The organism is Enterobacter sp. Li2LvB3 (assembly GCF_056156645.1).
The window spans coordinates 65,462-81,382 of record NZ_JBSICG010000015.1; the positions used below are offsets into that span (position 1 = coordinate 65,462).

General features: G+C 54.7%; 13 protein-coding genes. 6 read left to right on the forward strand and 7 right to left on the reverse strand.

The genetic code is table 11. The features are described 5' to 3' along the window. Positions 1-89: 89 nt before the first annotated feature. Positions 90-515: a TonB system transport protein ExbD gene (gene exbD, locus ACS603_RS13900; RefSeq protein ID WP_315686842.1), complete on the reverse strand. Its 426-nt coding sequence runs from the start codon at positions 513-515 to the stop codon at positions 90-92. Between the two features lie 6 nt (positions 516-521). Then, positions 522-1,253, reverse strand: a complete 732-nt coding sequence (exbB, locus tag ACS603_RS13905; RefSeq protein WP_182062453.1) for a tol-pal system-associated acyl-CoA thioesterase — start codon at positions 1,251-1,253, stop codon at positions 522-524. A 251-nt stretch (positions 1,254-1,504) separates the two neighbouring features. Between exbB and metC the strand changes: the two genes are divergently transcribed. After that, complete coding sequence (gene metC / locus ACS603_RS13910; RefSeq protein ID WP_436355164.1) at positions 1,505-2,692, forward strand: cystathionine beta-lyase; 1,188 nt, start codon at positions 1,505-1,507, stop codon at positions 2,690-2,692. 142 nt (positions 2,693-2,834) lie between these two features. After that, the gene (yghB, locus tag ACS603_RS13915) at positions 2,835-3,494 is read left to right on the forward strand and encodes a DedA family general envelope maintenance protein YghB (protein ID WP_182062455.1); all 660 of its coding nucleotides are present in this window, start codon (positions 2,835-2,837) and stop codon (positions 3,492-3,494) included. Between the two features lie 49 nt (positions 3,495-3,543). Here yghB and ACS603_RS13920 read toward each other — a convergent pair whose 3' ends face one another. Continuing rightward, positions 3,544-4,443: an AraC family transcriptional regulator gene (locus ACS603_RS13920; RefSeq protein WP_474944438.1), complete on the reverse strand. Its 900-nt coding sequence runs from the start codon at positions 4,441-4,443 to the stop codon at positions 3,544-3,546. Positions 4,444-4,637: 194 nt separating this feature from the next. Here ACS603_RS13920 and yqhD point away from each other — a divergent pair, with 194 nt between their 5' ends. The 3 genes from yqhD (at position 4,638) to ACS603_RS13935 (ending at position 7,362) form a co-directional block, all read left to right on the forward strand. Then, entirely contained in the window at positions 4,638-5,801 is a 1,164-nt protein-coding gene (yqhD, locus tag ACS603_RS13925) for an alcohol dehydrogenase (RefSeq protein ID WP_217186953.1), read from the forward strand. Between the two features lie 106 nt (positions 5,802-5,907). Beyond that, positions 5,908-6,735: a 2,5-didehydrogluconate reductase DkgA gene (gene dkgA / locus ACS603_RS13930; protein ID WP_474944439.1), complete on the forward strand. Its 828-nt coding sequence runs from the start codon at positions 5,908-5,910 to the stop codon at positions 6,733-6,735. Positions 6,736-6,879: 144 nt separating this feature from the next. Then, the gene (locus tag ACS603_RS13935) at positions 6,880-7,362 is read left to right on the forward strand and encodes a lysozyme (RefSeq protein WP_220458426.1); all 483 of its coding nucleotides are present in this window, start codon (positions 6,880-6,882) and stop codon (positions 7,360-7,362) included. A 22-nt stretch (positions 7,363-7,384) separates the two neighbouring features. On the opposite strand, the gene ACS603_RS13940 is transcribed toward ACS603_RS13935, so the two are convergent. Further along, positions 7,385-9,556, reverse strand: coding sequence for a YgiQ family radical SAM protein (locus ACS603_RS13940; RefSeq protein WP_259349683.1), 2,172 nt, complete (start codon positions 9,554-9,556; stop codon positions 7,385-7,387). A 202-nt stretch (positions 9,557-9,758) separates the two neighbouring features. Between ACS603_RS13940 and ACS603_RS13945 the strand changes: the two genes are divergently transcribed. Further along, a complete protein-coding gene (locus ACS603_RS13945; protein ID WP_474944440.1) occupies positions 9,759-11,234 on the forward strand; it encodes a TrkH family potassium uptake protein in 1,476 nt (491 codons plus the stop codon). 34 nt (positions 11,235-11,268) lie between these two features. On the opposite strand, the gene ftsP is transcribed toward ACS603_RS13945, so the two are convergent. The 3 genes from ftsP to parC form a co-directional block, all read right to left on the reverse strand. Next, complete coding sequence (gene ftsP, locus ACS603_RS13950) at positions 11,269-12,681, reverse strand: cell division protein FtsP (protein ID WP_474944441.1); 1,413 nt, start codon at positions 12,679-12,681, stop codon at positions 11,269-11,271. A gap of 58 nt (positions 12,682-12,739) precedes the next feature. After that, entirely contained in the window at positions 12,740-13,477 is a 738-nt protein-coding gene (plsC, locus tag ACS603_RS13955) for a 1-acylglycerol-3-phosphate O-acyltransferase (RefSeq protein WP_182062461.1), read from the reverse strand. 165 nt (positions 13,478-13,642) lie between these two features. Continuing rightward, the gene (parC, locus tag ACS603_RS13960; RefSeq protein ID WP_182062462.1) at positions 13,643-15,901 is read right to left on the reverse strand and encodes a DNA topoisomerase IV subunit A; all 2,259 of its coding nucleotides are present in this window, start codon (positions 15,899-15,901) and stop codon (positions 13,643-13,645) included. Between the last annotated feature and the right edge of the window lie 20 nt (positions 15,902-15,921).

The window sequence follows — 15,921 nt, forward strand, 5'->3', positions numbered from 1 at the left end:
ACAGATTATTAACTATGGCTTTATTGATAAATAAATGTGAAGAGTGGGGATATACAGCAGAAAAAAAGCTGGCTTTCGCCAGCTCTCTTTTATTTAACGGCGGCTTTTTCTTCGCCAACCAGGCCAATCTTCAGGTAACCCGCCTGATGCAGCGCGTCCATTACCTTCATCATGGTTTCGTAATCAACCGTTTTATCCGCACGGAAGAAGACGGTAGTGTCCTTCTTCCCGCCTGTAAGCTGCTCCAGTGCCGGGATAACTGATTCATCCGTCACCGGATCATTGCCCAGGAACATGGATTTATCGGCCTTCACCGACAGATAGATAGGCTTTTCCGGGCGCGGCTGCGGCTGGCTGGAAGAGGCCGGCAGATTCACCTTCACGTCAACCGTCGCCAGAGGCGCCGCCACCATGAAGATAATCAACAGAACCAGCATGACGTCGATAAACGGCGTCACGTTGATTTCGTGCATTTCGCCGTTATCGTCCAGATTTTCATTAAGACGCATTGCCATAGCTAATCAACCTGCACGCAGTTTCGACGCCGCGTGTACCGGTTTAACGGAGCTGGCGTTAAGGTCAAGGTCACGGCTTTGCAGCAGCAGAACCTGCGCTGCCACGTCGCCCAGAGTGGCTTTGTAGCTGCCAATCATACGCGCGAAGACGTTATAGATAACCACCGCAGGAATTGCCGCAACCAGACCGATTGCCGTTGCCAGCAGGGCTTCTGCGATACCAGGCGCCACAACCGCCAGGTTAGTGGTTTGCGTCTGGGCAATACCAATGAAGCTGTTCATGATGCCCCACACCGTACCGAACAGACCCACGAACGGGGAAATCGCACCGATAGTCGCCAGATAACCATTACCGCGGCCCATATGACGGCCAACAGCGGCAACACGACGCTCCAGGCGGAAGCCGGTACGTTCTTTAATGCCTTCGTTATCTTCACTGCCTGCGGAGAGTTCCAGCTCGTTCTGAGCTTCGTTCACTAACAGAGTGCTCAGGCTTTTGGCGTGGAAGGAAGAGGTCATATCAGAAGCCTGATCCAGAGAGCGGGCCTCTGCCAGCTGCTGCTGTTCGCGCTTGAGGCGACGCTTCTGCGAAATGAGCTCAACGCTCTTACTGAAGAAAATAGCCCAGGTGACAACGGACGCCAGAATCAGGCCGATCATCACAATCTTAACCACGATGTCAGCATGATGATACATGCCCCAGACGGAAAGATCCGTCTGCATCAAATTATTACCCACTCTGTATCTCCAGGACGCAAATCACAAAATCTGAGCGTAATAATATCAAAACGTCGTCGAATTGATAGTAGTTCTCATTACTATTTACATATTGCCGTAATTTTCGCTCACTTTCCTTGCGCTTACGCAGTAAAAATTTCTTATGCGTATTTTTCATAAAATTTTCTGCTTATTCGATAAGCATCCGGGTGCACATTTTTTCAATCGTGGTAGTCTGGACGTCCAGACGTATAAAAACAGGGTTGGCGAACATGACTAAGAAGCAGCTTGATACCACGCTTGTGCAGGCAGGACGCAGCAAGAAATACACACTGGGATCGGTGAACAGCGTGATTCAGCGGGCCTCCTCACTGGTATTTGATACCGTTGAGGACAAAAAAATCGCAACGCGTAACCGTGCCAAAGGCGGGCTGTTTTACGGTCGTCGCGGGACGCTGACCCATTTTTCACTCCAGGAAGCCATGTGCGAACTGGAAGGCGGCGCGGGCTGCGCACTGTTCCCGTGCGGGGCTGCGGCGGTTGCCAATACCATTCTGGCGTTTGTGGAACAGGGTGACCATATCCTGATGACTAACACCGCCTATGAACCAAGCCAGGATTTCTGCACCAAAATTCTCAGCAAGCTCGGCGTCACCACCGGCTGGTTTGATCCGCTGATTGGTGAAGGTATCGCCGAGCTTATTCAGCCAAACACGCGCATCGTGTTTCTGGAATCCCCGGGCTCTATCACCATGGAAGTGCATGACGTGCCCGCCATTGTGAAAGCCGTGCGCAGCAAAGCGCCGGAAGCCATCATCATGATCGACAACACCTGGGCGGCGGGCGTGCTGTTTAAGGCGCTGGATTTCGACATTGATATCTCTATTCAGGCAGCAACCAAATACCTGATTGGCCACTCCGATGGCATGATTGGCACCGCCGTGTCCAATGCCCGCTGCTGGGATCAACTGCGCGAAAATGCCTACCTGATGGGACAAATGGTTGATGCCGATACGGCCTACATGACCAGCCGCGGGATCCGTACGCTGGGCGTGCGCCTGCGTCAGCATCACGAGAGCAGCCTGAAAATCGCTGAATGGCTGGCGCAGCACCCGCAGGTTGAACGCGTGAACCATCCTGCCCTGCCGGGCAGCAAAGGTCATGAGTTCTGGCAACGTGACTTTACAGGCAGCAGCGGTTTGTTCTCATTCGTTCTTAAAAAACGGCTGAATAACGATGAGCTGGCGAGCTACCTGGATAATTTTACCCTCTTCAGCATGGCCTACTCCTGGGGCGGTTTTGAATCCCTGATCCTGCCAAACCAGCCAGAGCAGATAGCAGACCTGCGTCCGGGCGGCGAGGTGGACTTCAGCGGAACCCTGATCCGCCTGCATATCGGTTTAGAAAATGTGGACGATTTAATTGCGGATTTAGCGGCAGGGTTTGAGCGTATCGTGTAGAGTGCTGGCTGAAAATGTACCCCTGGACTCTTTTGTGAACACCGCCACCAGAAAAGTCTGCATTAGTTGCGCCCGCGATCAAACCCTGCGGGCGAATCAGGGTGTACAATAGCGCTATATCTGCTGTTCCACAGGAAAGTCCATGGCTGTTATTCAAGATATTATCGCGGCACTCTGGCAACACGATTTTGCCGCACTGGCGGACCCACATGTCGTGGGTGTTGTCTATTTCGTGATGTTCGCGACCCTGTTTCTGGAAAATGGATTACTGCCAGCCTCGTTTTTGCCCGGTGACAGCCTGCTTCTGCTGGCCGGCGCATTAATCGGAAAGGGTGTGATGGACTTTACCCCGACGATGGTCATTCTCACCTCTGCCGCCAGCCTGGGCTGCTGGTTAAGCTATTTACAGGGCCGCTGGCTCGGGAATACGCGCATGGTGAAGAGCTGGCTTTCGCAGTTACCCCATAAATATCATCAACGTGCGACCTGCATGTTTGACCGGCACGGCCTGCTCGCGCTGCTCGCCGGGCGCTTCCTGGCGTTTGTCCGCACGCTGCTGCCGACGATGGCCGGTATCTCTGGCCTCTCGAATCGCCGCTTCCAGTTCTTCAACTGGCTGAGTGGGCTGCTGTGGGTCGGCGTGGTGACCTCACTCGGCTATGCGCTGAACATGATCCCGTTTGTGAAACACCATGAAGATCAGGTGATGACCTTCCTGATGATCCTGCCGATGTTCCTGCTGGTAGCAGGCCTGGTGGGAACTATTGCGGTAGTGATTAAGAAGAAGTATTGCAGCGCGTGATAAAAAATTGCCGGGTGGCGGCTACGCCTTACCCGGCTTACATTTCCTGTCAGGCTCCCTGCATCATTCTGATGCGTGAAGCATCTTCCCCCGGCGTCACGCCGAAGTAGCGCTTAAACTCCCGACTGAACTGCGACGCACTTTCATAGCCTACCCGCATTGCCGCCGCGCTGGCCTTCATGCCGTCGTGGATCATCATCATGCGCGCTTTATGCAGCCGGTATGTTTTCAGGTATTGCAGCGGCGAGGTGCTGGTCACTGATTTAAAATTATGGTGAAACGCCGAGACACTCATGTTCGCTTCCGCCGCCAGCTGGTCAACGCTGAGGTTTTCCGTGTACTGGCTTTCTATGCGCTTGAGCACGCGGCTTATCAGGCTAAAGTGCGTCTGGCGGCTCACCAGCGCCAGCAGCGCCCCGCCACCCGGCCCCAGCAGCACGTGGTAGAGAATTTCACGGATAATCTGTTTGCCCAGAATGCGGGCATCGAGCGGCCTCGCCATCACATCCAGCAAGCGTTCAATGGCACAGAGGATCTCTTCCGATAACGTGGCCGAGTTAATCGCGCTTGCTGCCATCGATGGCTGGAACAGCTCGTCCTCGCCGATCTCCATCAGCAGCTCCTGCAACTGAAGGATATCGACATTTAAACGAATACCGGCCAGCGGAACGGCTTCTGTCGCAAAGGTTTCACATTCAAAGGGTAAAGGTACTGTCAGGAGCAGATATTCATTGGTGTCATAACGGAACACGCGCTCATTGATATAGCCAATTTTATGGCCAGAGAAGAGAAAAACGATGCCCGGCTGGTACATCACCGGCGTACGCGTACCCGGCTGGGCCCCGTAGAGCAGGCGAATATCCGGCAGCAGCTCACCACTATTATTATCTTTATCTATCAGATGTTTAATCTGAGAGGTTAACTGAAGGCAAATCTCTTCGCGGTTCATTCTTAGTTACTCCGGGTACGGTTTCCGACCTTAACAGTGTGCGCAGTTTTTTGCTGTTTCTCCAGCGCTCTGTAGAAATGGGCAAGACATCGGCAGGAATGTGCATTGAGAGGATGGCGCGAGCCCGCCACAATGTGCAGCATCAGGTAGCCATCGCGCCACCACGATTTTTCACCCACGATAGGGAACGAGCAATGAACAATTTTAATCTCCACACCCCAACCCGCATTCTGTTTGGTAAAGGCGCTATCGCCGACCTGCGTGCACAAATCCCGGCTGACGCCCGCGTACTCATTACCTACGGCGGCGGTAGCGTGAAAAAAACCGGCGTGCTGGATCAGGTGTACAGCGCCCTGGAAGGTCTGGACGTGCGTGAGTTTGGCGGTATTGAGCCAAACCCATCTTATGAAACTCTGATGAACGCGGTCAAAATTGCCCGCGAAGAGAACATCACCTTCCTGCTGGCTGTTGGCGGCGGCTCCGTACTGGACGGTACTAAGTTCATCGCTGCTGCGGCGCATTACGCAGACGGCGTTGATCCGTGGCATATCCTGGAAACCCGTGGCAGCGACGTGAAAAGCGCGATCCCAATGGGCTCGGTCCTGACCCTGCCTGCTACCGGCTCTGAATCCAACAAAGGTGCCGTTATCTCCCGTAAAACCACGGGCGACAAACAGGCCTTTATGAACGATCACGTACAGCCTGTGTTCGCAATCCTTGACCCGGTTTACACCTACACCCTGCCTGCTCGCCAGGTGGCTAACGGTGTCGTGGATGCATTCGTTCACACCGTTGAACAGTATGTGACTTACCCGGTTGACGGCAAAATTCAGGATCGCTTCGCGGAAGGTATTCTGCTGACGCTGGTAGAAGATGGCCCGAAAGCGCTGAAAGAACCTGAAAACTACAACGTGCGTGCCAACGTAATGTGGGCCGCGACTCAGGCGCTGAACGGCCTGATCGGTGCGGGTGTTCCGCAGGACTGGGCAACCCACATGCTGGGCCACGAACTGACGGCAATGCATGGTCTGGATCACGCTCAGACGCTGGCGGTTGTGCTGCCTGCACTGTGGAACGAAAAACGTGATACCAAGCGCGCCAAACTGCTGCAATACGCTGAGCGCGTGTGGAATATCACCGAAGGCTCAGAAGATGCACGTATCGATGCCGCAATCGAAGCAACCCGCAACTTCTTTGAAGGACTGGGTGTTCCGACACGTCTTTCTGGTTACGGCCTGGATGGTAGCTCCATCCCTGCCCTGCTGGCAAAACTGGAAGAACACGGCATGACACAACTGGGCGAACATGGCGACATCACGCTGGACGTGAGCCGTCGTATCTACGAAGCGGCGCGCTAAGCGTTTTTAACATCCCGCCTTTCGTTTTTTGACATTTCGTCCAGACTTAATGCACACACGCCATCGGGGGTTCGCCCCCGATGGATGAGCAAATGAAGGAGGAAAAATGGCAAACCAAACCGTAATCAAGCTTCAGGACGGCAACGTGATGCCCCAGCTGGGGCTCGGTGTATGGAAAGCCGGTAACGACGAGGTCGTATCCGCCATTCATAAAGCACTGGAAGTCGGCTATCGTTCTATCGATACCGCCGCCGCGTACAAGAATGAAGACGGCGTGGGTAAAGCGCTTGCCACTGCAGGCGTCTCACGCGACGACCTTTTCATCACCACCAAACTGTGGAACGACGATCAAAAGCGCCCGCATGAAGCGTTACAGGAAAGCCTGGATAAACTACGGCTTGATTTCGTCGATCTGTACTTGATGCACTGGCCCGTTCCGGCTATTGACCACTATGTTGAAGCCTGGGAAGGGATGATTGAGCTGCAAAAAATTGGGCTGGTGAAAAGTATCGGGGTCTGTAATTTCCAGGTTCACCATCTGCAACGTCTTATTGACGAAACGGGAGTGGTTCCGGTCATTAATCAGATTGAGTTGCACCCGCTGATGCAGCAGCGTCAGCTCCATTCCTGGAATGCCACGCACAAAATCCAGACCGAGTCCTGGAGCCCGTTGGCTCAGGGTGGTGAAGGCGTTTTCGATCAGAAAATTATCCGTGAACTGGCGGATAAATATGGCAAGAGCCCTGCGCAAATTGTCATCCGCTGGCATCTGGACAGTGGTCTGGTGGTTATCCCGAAATCGGTCACGCCAGCGCGCATCGCCGAAAACTTCGACGTCTGGGATTTCCGTCTGGACAAAGATGAATTGGGTGAAATTGCGAAGCTGGATCAGGGCAAGCGGCTTGGGCCGGACCCGGATCAGTTTGGCGGCTAATCTCTTCTCAACCCCGGCATCGCCCGGGGTTCTTTTTAACCTACCCGTCTTACTCCGCCGCAATTATTACAACTTTTTGCCTGGGGCGTAACCCAACCAGCGCTGTGTATAGTCTGTCAACATGATCACTTCGGAGATCGGGCTATGAGCAACATGCGGGTAGGTACGAGCGGTAAACTTTTGTTCAAAGAGTGGGAAGGACTTATTCCCTATGAATATCTGGATTCGGGAGGGGCGCCAACGATTGGTATCGGCCATCTGCTGACCCCTTCAGAACGGCGCTCGGGAAAGCTAACTATCGCTGGCGTTACAGTGAGGTACAAGGACGAGCTCACAGAGAACCAGTGCTGGGCGTTACTGGATCAAGATCTTGATCCCGTTGAAGCCCTGATTAACAACAGCGTCCAGCAGATTCTGTCACAAAACCAATTCGACGCGCTGGTGTCATTTGCCTTTAACGTGGGTAACGGTGCTTTCCTGGACAGTACCTTGCTGAAGGTACTTAACAACGGAAACTTTGCTGGCGTTCCCGATCAGATGCGGCGCTGGGTTTACGACAATGGCAAAAAAGTACCGGGGCTGGTCAACCGCCGGGAAAAAGAGGTAGCGCTGTGGAATACCCCTTAGGGTATTCCACCGTCATTTTGCACTAAGCTTTACGCTTCACTGGCTTCTTCGCACTGGAATTGCCGTTCGAACGCTGATGCACAATCGGCGTGTGCTTGGTCAACGCCGGGCGCGTATTGCGGTTCTGACGACGTGCTTCGCGCATTTCATCAAGCGTCGGCGCGGGTACCAGACAGTCGCGACGCGAGCCGATCAGGTGTTTTTTACCCATATCTTCCAGCGCCTGACGGATCAGCGGCCAGTTAGCCGGATCGTGGTAACGCAGCAGCGCTTTATGCAGGCGACGCTGTTTATCCCCTTTCGGCACCACCACATCTTCACTCTTATAGCCAATCTTACTCAGCGGGTTCTTACCGGTGTAATACATGGTCGTTGAGTTTGCGAGCGGTGACGGATAGAAGTTCTGCACCTGATCCAGACGGAAGCGGCGTTGTTTTAGCCACAGCGCGAGGTTCACCATGTCTTCATCACGCGTACCAGGGTGCGCGGAGATAAAGTACGGGATCAGATACTGCTCTTTACCGGCCTGTTTCGAGTAAGTGTCGAACAGCTCTTTAAAGCGGTCATAGCTGCCCATGCCCGGCTTCATCATCTTGGACAGTGGGCCTTCTTCGGTGTGCTCCGGGGCAATCTTCAGGTAACCGCCAACGTGGTGCGTTGCCAGCTCTTTGATATAACGCGGATCTTCAACCGCGATGTCGTAACGCACACCGGAGGCGATCAGGATCTTCTTGATGCCTTTCAGGTCACGGGCGCGGCGATAGAGATTGATCGTCGGCTCGTGGTTGGTGTCCATATGCTCGCAAATGCTTGGGTAGACGCACGACAGACGGCGGCAGGTTTGCTCCGCACGCGGGGACTTACAGCGCAGCATATACATGTTGGCCGTTGGGCCGCCCAGATCGGAGATAACCCCGGTAAAGCCGGGTACGGTATCACGAATGGCTTCGATCTCGTTGACGATCGACTCTTCAGAGCGGCTCTGAATAATGCGGCCTTCGTGCTCGGTAATGGAGCAGAAGGAACAGCCACCGAAGCAGCCACGCATGATGTTGATCGAGAAGCGGATCATCTCATACGCCGGGATACGGCTGTTGCCATATGCCGGATGCGGAACACGCTTGTACGGCAGCGCAAAGACGCTGTCCATCTCTTCGGTCGACAGCGGGATGGCTGGCGGGTTAACCCAGATGTAACGCTCGCCGTGCTTTTGCATCAGCGCGCGGGCACAGCCCGGGTTGGTTTCATGGTGCAGAATACGCGAGGCGTGCGCATAGAGCACTTTGTCGCTTTTGACCTTCTCAAAGGACGGCAGCAGCACATAGGTCTTTTCCCACGGCTTTGGACGCGGCGGCTGCACGACAACGGCTTTAGCTTCGGCTTTTTTCGGCTCGACCGGTTTGTTATCCGCGCACGGCAAATCTTCACCGTACGGATGCGGGATAGGGTCTATTTTGCCCGGCATATCGATGATACGGGAATCCACACCGCTCCAGCCTGGCAGTGCTTCTTTCACCATGATCGCAGTGTTACGCACGTCGCGGATCTCGCTGACTGGCTCACCCTGCGCCAGACGGTGCGCCACTTCTACCAGCGGACGTTCACCGTTACCGAAGATAAGCATGTCAGCTTTGGAATCCACCAGCACTGAACGACGCACGGTATCAGACCAGTAGTCATAGTGCGCGGTACGGCGCAGGCTTGCTTCGATGCCACCCAGGATGACCGGCACGTCTTTCCATGCTTCTTTGCATCGTTGGGTGTACACCAGCGTCGCGCGATCCGGGCGTTTGCCCGCCACGTTATCGGCGGTATAGGCATCGTCATGGCGCAGCTTACGGTCGGCAGTATAGCGGTTGATCATCGAGTCCATGTTGCCGGCGGTGACGCCGAAAAACAGGTTCGGTTTACCGAGCGCCATAAACGCGTCTTTGCTGTTCCAGTCAGGCTGGGAGATGATCCCTACACGGAAGCCCTGTGCTTCGAGCATTCGGCCACAGATGGCCATCCCAAAGCTCGGGTGGTCAACATAGGCATCGCCCGTGACCAGAATGATGTCGCAGCTGTCCCAGCCCAGTTGGTCCATCTCTTCACGGGACATCGGCAGAAACGGCGCCGGCCCAAAACAGGCTGCCCAGTACTGGGGCCAGGAGAAGAGGTCACGATCCGGCTGGATCAGGGAAATTGCGCTCATAATGCTTCCGAAGAAAAAATAAACAAAAGGGCGGGGATTATACGCTGTTAATCTGCCAGAAATGAAGAAAAGGATGCAGGATCAAAACAGAAAATCATGGAAGATGTTAAATCCCAGCATATCCGTAGTTTTAGATCATAATATCCACTATATTTCTCCGGCATTGAACCTCAGAAACCCGTTACCTGGCTGGGAGTTGCCCGTGACGTCCAACGCTTCGTTAAACATATCCCAGTTGCGGGTTGTGCTTCACCTGTGCGGTTTTTTAGTTTGTCTTTACAGCCTCTCTATGCTGCCGCCGATGGTTATAGCCCTGCTGAATAAAGAGCGTAGCTATTTTACGTTTTTAATCACCTTTTTAGCTTTTTTCACTCTCGGTGGGCTCACCTGGCGTTCGACAAAACACGCCGGTATACAGCTCCGCACCCGCGATGGTTTTGTGATTATTGTGCTGTTCTGGCTGCTGTTTTCATTGATTAGCGCCATGCCAATGTGGATGGATGACGGGTTACAGCTCTCCTTTGCCGATGCGCTTTTTGAAGGGGTTTCAGGGATCACCACAACCGGTGCAACCGTTGTTGGTGATGTCAGCGCCCTGCCCAAATCCTATCTTTATTATCGTGCCCAGCTTAATTTTATTGGTGGGTTAGGTGTTATCGTGCTGGCCGTTGCCGTCCTGCCTTTACTGGGGATCGGCGGCATGAAACTTTATCAGTCCGAGATGCCTGGTCCGTTTAAGGAGGAGCGTCTCACCCCGAGACTGGCAGATACCGCCCGCACCCTGTGGCTGACCTATTTAATTCTCGGTTTAACCTGCACCTTCGCCTACTGGCTGGCGGGGATGTCTTTTTTTGACGCGCTCTGCCACGGGCTTTCGACCGTGTCACTGGGTGGGTTCTCTACCCGCAGCGAGAGTATTGGCTTCTTCGACAGCCACGCGGTAGAGCTGGTTGCGGGCCTCTTTTCGCTGCTGTCAGCGTTTAACTTCACCCTCTGGTATGTCGTCATCACCAGACGAACGTTAAAGCCCATCCGCCACAGTCCGGAAGTGAAGTTTTTTCTGGTGGCTGCCACTATAGTGATAGCCATTACAGCCTGGCAGGTGTGGTTTGCGGGGATGTATAACCCCACCGACAGCCTTGTTCATGCTTTTTTCTTAGCCAGCTCGATGATGACAGATAATGGCCTTTCGACAGCGGATTACGCCAAATGGCCCCCTTATACTATCTTCCTGTTACTCAGCGCCAGCTTTTTTGGCGGCTGTGTAGGCTCTACCTGCGGCGGCATCAAGGCGCTGCGCTTTCTCATCATGTTCAAACAGTGTGCTCAGGAGCTGAAGCAGTTAGCCCACCCAAGAGCACTGCTCAGTATTAAAGTCGGTAAAAGCGTGGTCAATGAACGCGTCCTGCGCTCGGTATGGAGCTTCTTTTTCCTCTACGTGATGATTACCGGCTTATTCGTCTGGATGCTGAACCTGATGGGCTACGACCTGTTCACCTCATTTGCCACGGTGGCTGCCTGCATCAACAATATGGGGCTGGGATTTGGTGAGACGGCGTCGACATTTGGTACGCTGAAAGAAGGGGCGAAGCTGTTGATGTGCGCGGCGATGATATTAGGGCGTCTTGAAATTTACCCGGTACTGATCCTGTTTACGCGCTTTTTCTGGCGCACCTAGACTATTCCCGGCGAACCGGGAATAGTGGTTGCGGTTACGGTGCCGGGTTTACCAGCATCTGCCCCACGGAACCCCTGTCCATCATCTCCAGCGTCTGGCTGTGGAACAGGAACGGGAAGTGTGGCCATGAAGGCTGGCCGTAATAGACCAGCAGTTCAACCTGGCCATCCACCCAGACGGTATCCTTCCAGCCCCTGTCTTCCGGGAACGGCATCGCGCCATTCACGTTACGGATCAGGAAGTTCACCCCTTCAATATGGAACGATTGCGGCATGTCTGAACGCACGGTCCAGCGTTCCCATGTCCCCTGCTGAGCAGTGATATCAATGCGGTTAACATCCCACAGCGCATCGTTGATGCCCGGATCGCTACCCAGACTGATATCACGGCTACGCACGGGCGAACCACTCATGATCTCCTGCGGAAGCAAACGCATCGGCAGGGTATCAGTCACCAGCGGCAGCAGGCCGGTAGGACGCAGGGTCAACACCAGGGTCGACACCAGAATGCTTGAGGGTTCAAAGAACCCACGGATGCGATCCACAATGCTCGCCGCTTCACCGCAGGTGACCGACACTTCATCCCCGTTGGTCATATCAATGAGGATTTCACGACGTTCACCCGGCGACAGCGCCAGCTGTTTGACCGCAACCGGTGCAGGTAAAAAGCCCTGATCGCCCGAAATCACATGTAACGCGCGGCCATCGCTCATTTGCAGCTGATAGCGGCGTGAGTTGGAGGCATTCAGCAAACGCAGCCGCACCCAACCGCGAGACACTTCGACATACGGACTTTGCGCGCCATTAACCAGCAAGGTATCGCCGACAAAGCCCCCGCTACCCGGCTCGCTGTACTCAGGCGTGCCGAAATTATCCAGGCGTTTATCCTGGATAATGACCGGGAAATCATCCACACCGTAATGGTTCGGGATCGGCAGCGATTTGCTGATGTCATCTTCCACCAGCCACATCCCGGCCAGGCCGTTGTAAACCTGCTGCCCGGTGCGGTTAGGGGTATTGGCGTGATACCACAGCGTTGCGGCATTTTGACGAATCGGCAGCACCGGCGCCCAGTCAGCGTTAGGTGACATCATGCGTGCCGCGCCGCCAATCAGCGGCCCTGGCACCTGCAATCCGCTGATGGTCATGGCCACCTTTTCAGACGTGCGGTTGCTGTAGATCAGCTTAACGTCATCACCATTCCACACGCGAATGGTTGGCCCAAGATAGCGCCCGTTGATCCCCCAGACCGGCGCGCGCGTGCCCTGGGTAAAAGACCAGTGGCTACGCTGTAGCGTCAGGAATAGCGGTTGCCCGCGACGGGATTCCAGCAACGGCGGAATGGGCAGCGGCGGTTGCTGCCCGGCGGCGTTGGCTGTCGACGGAATCGCACCCGCACAAAGGGCAATCCCCGAAGCCTGAATAAACTGACGCCGACTGAGTGACATATAAGCTCCATCTGAAACGACTAACAACGCGGGAATTCGTTTTCCCTTTCACGCCGGATTAAATTTTACCGGCGGCTTCTCTCTCTGCGACTTCTTTGTCGAGCAGTGCAATATGCTGAGCCATCAGTTCACGGCAGTGTGCCGCCAGCTCACGTACCTGATCTTTGCCGTATTTGCTGGTGTCTACCGGCGGCAGCATTTCGACAATCACCAGCCCATTATTCAGGCGATTAAGATTAATCTTATTAGATGTATTGGAAACACACACAGGAATAATTGGAACGCCTGCCGCAATTGCAGCATGAAACGCACCGGTTTTAAACGGCAGCAGGCCGCGACCACGGCTGCGCGTCCCTTCCGGGAACATCCAGATGGAGATTTTGCGTTTTTTAAAGTGATTCACCATTTCCCCAATGGTGCTGTGCGCTTTCGCACGGTTGTTACGATCGATGAGCAGGTTACCGGTCAGCCAGTACAGCTGGCCGAAAAACGGGATCCACAGCAGGCTCTTTTTACCCACCGTCACCGTCGGTGGCAGGACGATGTTAGCAGCCGTCACCATATCGTAGTTGTTCTGATGGTTAGCGATATAAATGGCGTTACCGAAGTTTTCTGCGCCTTCCGGCAGGCGTTTTTCCACTTTCAGGCCAAACAGCGGCGCAAGGCGACCGAACATGTGACCGAAGGTCGAGACATGCTTCGGGTTACGCGGGCTGAACAGGCAGTAAATAGAGCCGAAAATACAGACCAGAATGCAGTAGATAACGGTAAGAATTAAACGAACAATGAATAGCATAGCGACCTCTGAAGCCCCAACAGCTGACAATTATACTTCACCTGTGGCCAGGTAAGGACTTTATTACGAGCGCGTATTGTTAATCGCAACGCACGAATTAACAACGTTTTTACGGGAAATTTTAATGAAATACCCCCTCCGGAACGGAGGGGGATGGGTACGGGATTACTCTTCGCTGTCGCCCGCGTGGCTTCGCGCCGGAGAGTCAATCTCTACGCGATCGATACGCTGTAGCCCGCGCATCAGTGAGCCGCGGCGACCGCGCTCACCCACCACTTTCTGCAACTCTTCCGGGCGGAGCTTAATTTTACGTTTACCCACGTGGATGGTAAGCGTGCTCTGCGGCGGCAGAATGAACAGGTGCGCCAGGCCATCTTCACCTTTTGCCGCTTCCGCCGACGGGATGTTAATGATCTTATTGCCCTTCCCTTTCGACAACTCCGGCAGGTCGCTAACCGGGAACATCAGCATTCGGCCCGCGGTGGTGATCGCCAGCAGCATGTCGCTTTCGTTTTCAATCACCAGCGGCGGCATAACGTGGGCGTTATCCGGCAGGGTGATGAGCGCTTTACCGGCACGGTTGCGCGCTACGAGGTCGTTAAAGGTACAGATAAAACCGTAACCCGCGTCAGAGGCCATCAGCAATTTCTGCTCGTCGGCTTCCATCAGCATATGGTCAACGGTGGCACCCGGCGGCAGCGTCAGCTTGCCGGTTAACGGCTCGCCCTGCCCGCGCGCAGACGGCAGCGTGATCGGGTCGATAGCGTAGCTGCGACCAGTGGAGTCAATAAAGGCGACCGGCTGGTTGCTCTTGCCTTTCACCGCTGCTTTAAAGCTGTCGCCCGCTTTGTAGCTCAGACCTGGCGCATCGATATCGTGACCTTTAGCGCTACGCACCCAGCCGCTCTGAGAGAGAACGATAGTGACAGGCTCAGACGGCTGCATGTCGTGCTCGTTCATGGCCTTCGCTTCTTCACGCTCGTGCAGCGGAGAACGACGGTCATCGCCAAAGGCCTCGGCATCGGCCTGAAGCTCTTTCTTCAGCAGGTTGTTCATCTTGCGTTCGGACGCCAGAATCGCCTGCAACTGATCGCGCTCTTTTTCCAGCTCGTTCTGCTCACCGCGAATTTTCATCTCTTCCAGTTTGGCGAGATGGCGCAGTTTCAGTTCGAGGATGGCTTCGGCCTGGGTTTCGCTGATCCCAAAGCGCGACATCAGCGCGGGTTTCGGTTCGTCCTCAGTACGAATGATCTCAATCACTTCGTCGATGTTGAGGAACGCCACCAGCAAACCTTCGAGGATATGCAGGCGCTTGAGCACTTTCTCCAGACGATGATTCAGACGACGGCGTACCGTATCGCGGCGGAACGTCAGCCACTCGGTCAGGATCTCCAGCAGGTTTTTCACCGCCGGACGCCCGTCCAGGCCAATCATGTTCAGGTTGATACGGTAGCTTTTTTCCAGATCGGTGGTGGCGAACAGGTGGTGCATGACCTGCTCCATGTCCACGCGGTTAGAACGCGGTACGATAACCAGACGGGTCGGGTTTTCGTGGTCGGATTCATCGCGCAGGTCGTCCACCATCGGCAGCTTTTTATTGCGCATCTGAGCCGCAATCTGCTCCAGCACTTTCGCCCCGGACACCTGGTGTGGCAGCGCGGTAATCACCACCGCGCCATCTTCTTTCGTCCACACCGCACGCATACGCACGGAGCCGCGACCGTTCTGATAGATTTTGCGGATTTCCGCACGTGAGGTGATGATTTCAGCTTCGGTCGGGTAGTCCGGCCCCTGCACGATATCCAGCACGTCATCCAGCGTGGTTTTCGGCTGTTCAATCAGAGTGATGGCGGCTTTTGCCACTTCGCGCAGGTTATGCGGCGGGATGTCCGTCGCCATACCCACGGCAATACCGGTGGTGCCGTTCAGCAGGATGTTCGGCAGGCGCGCAGGCAGCATTTTCGGCTCCTGCATCGTGCCGTCAAAGTTTGGTACCCAGTCAACGGTTCCCTGACCCAGCTCGCCCAGCAGCACTTCGGCGTATTTAGACAGGCGGGATTCGGTATAACGCATCGCTGCGAATGACTTAGGATCGTCCGGCGCACCCCAGTTCCCCTGCCCGTCTACCAGCGGGTAGCGGTAAGAGAACGGCTGCGCCATCAGCACCATCGCTTCGTAACAGGCGCTGTCGCCGTGCGGATGGTATTTACCGAGTACGTCACCCACGGTACGGGCGGATTTTTTGAACTTAGCGCTGGCACTCAGGCCCAGTTCAGACATTGCATAGACGATGCGTCGTTGAACGGGTTTCAGGCCATCACCGATAAACGGCAACGCCCTGTCCATGATGACGTACATGGAGTAGTTCAGGTAGGCGTTTTCCGTGAATTCATGTAGCGCGAGGCGCTCTGCCATATCGCTCATTAAATGTGATTCCTCAACTC

Bases quoted from the DNA above. Each gene is read 5' to 3' on its own strand.
- ACS603_RS13935 (WP_220458426.1), top strand. From the start codon at position 6,880: ATGAGCAACATGCGGGTAGGTACGAGCGGTAAACTTTTGTTCAAAGAG.
- ACS603_RS13920 (WP_474944438.1), bottom strand. From the start codon at position 4,443: ATGAACCGCGAAGAGATTTGCCTTCAGTTAACCTCTCAGATTAAACAT.
- exbD (WP_315686842.1), bottom strand. From the start codon at position 515: ATGGCAATGCGTCTTAATGAAAATCTGGACGATAACGGCGAAATGCAC.
- dkgA (WP_474944439.1), top strand. From the start codon at position 5,908: ATGGCAAACCAAACCGTAATCAAGCTTCAGGACGGCAACGTGATGCCC.
- metC (WP_436355164.1), top strand. From the start codon at position 1,505: ATGACTAAGAAGCAGCTTGATACCACGCTTGTGCAGGCAGGACGCAGC.
- parC (WP_182062462.1), bottom strand. From the start codon at position 15,901: ATGAGCGATATGGCAGAGCGCCTCGCGCTACATGAATTCACGGAAAAC.
- yqhD (WP_217186953.1), top strand. From the start codon at position 4,638: ATGAACAATTTTAATCTCCACACCCCAACCCGCATTCTGTTTGGTAAA.
- yghB (WP_182062455.1), top strand. From the start codon at position 2,835: ATGGCTGTTATTCAAGATATTATCGCGGCACTCTGGCAACACGATTTT.
- ftsP (WP_474944441.1), bottom strand. From the start codon at position 12,681: ATGTCACTCAGTCGGCGTCAGTTTATTCAGGCTTCGGGGATTGCCCTT.
- plsC (WP_182062461.1), bottom strand. From the start codon at position 13,477: ATGCTATTCATTGTTCGTTTAATTCTTACCGTTATCTACTGCATTCTG.
- ACS603_RS13940 (WP_259349683.1), bottom strand. From the start codon at position 9,556: ATGAGCGCAATTTCCCTGATCCAGCCGGATCGTGACCTCTTCTCCTGG.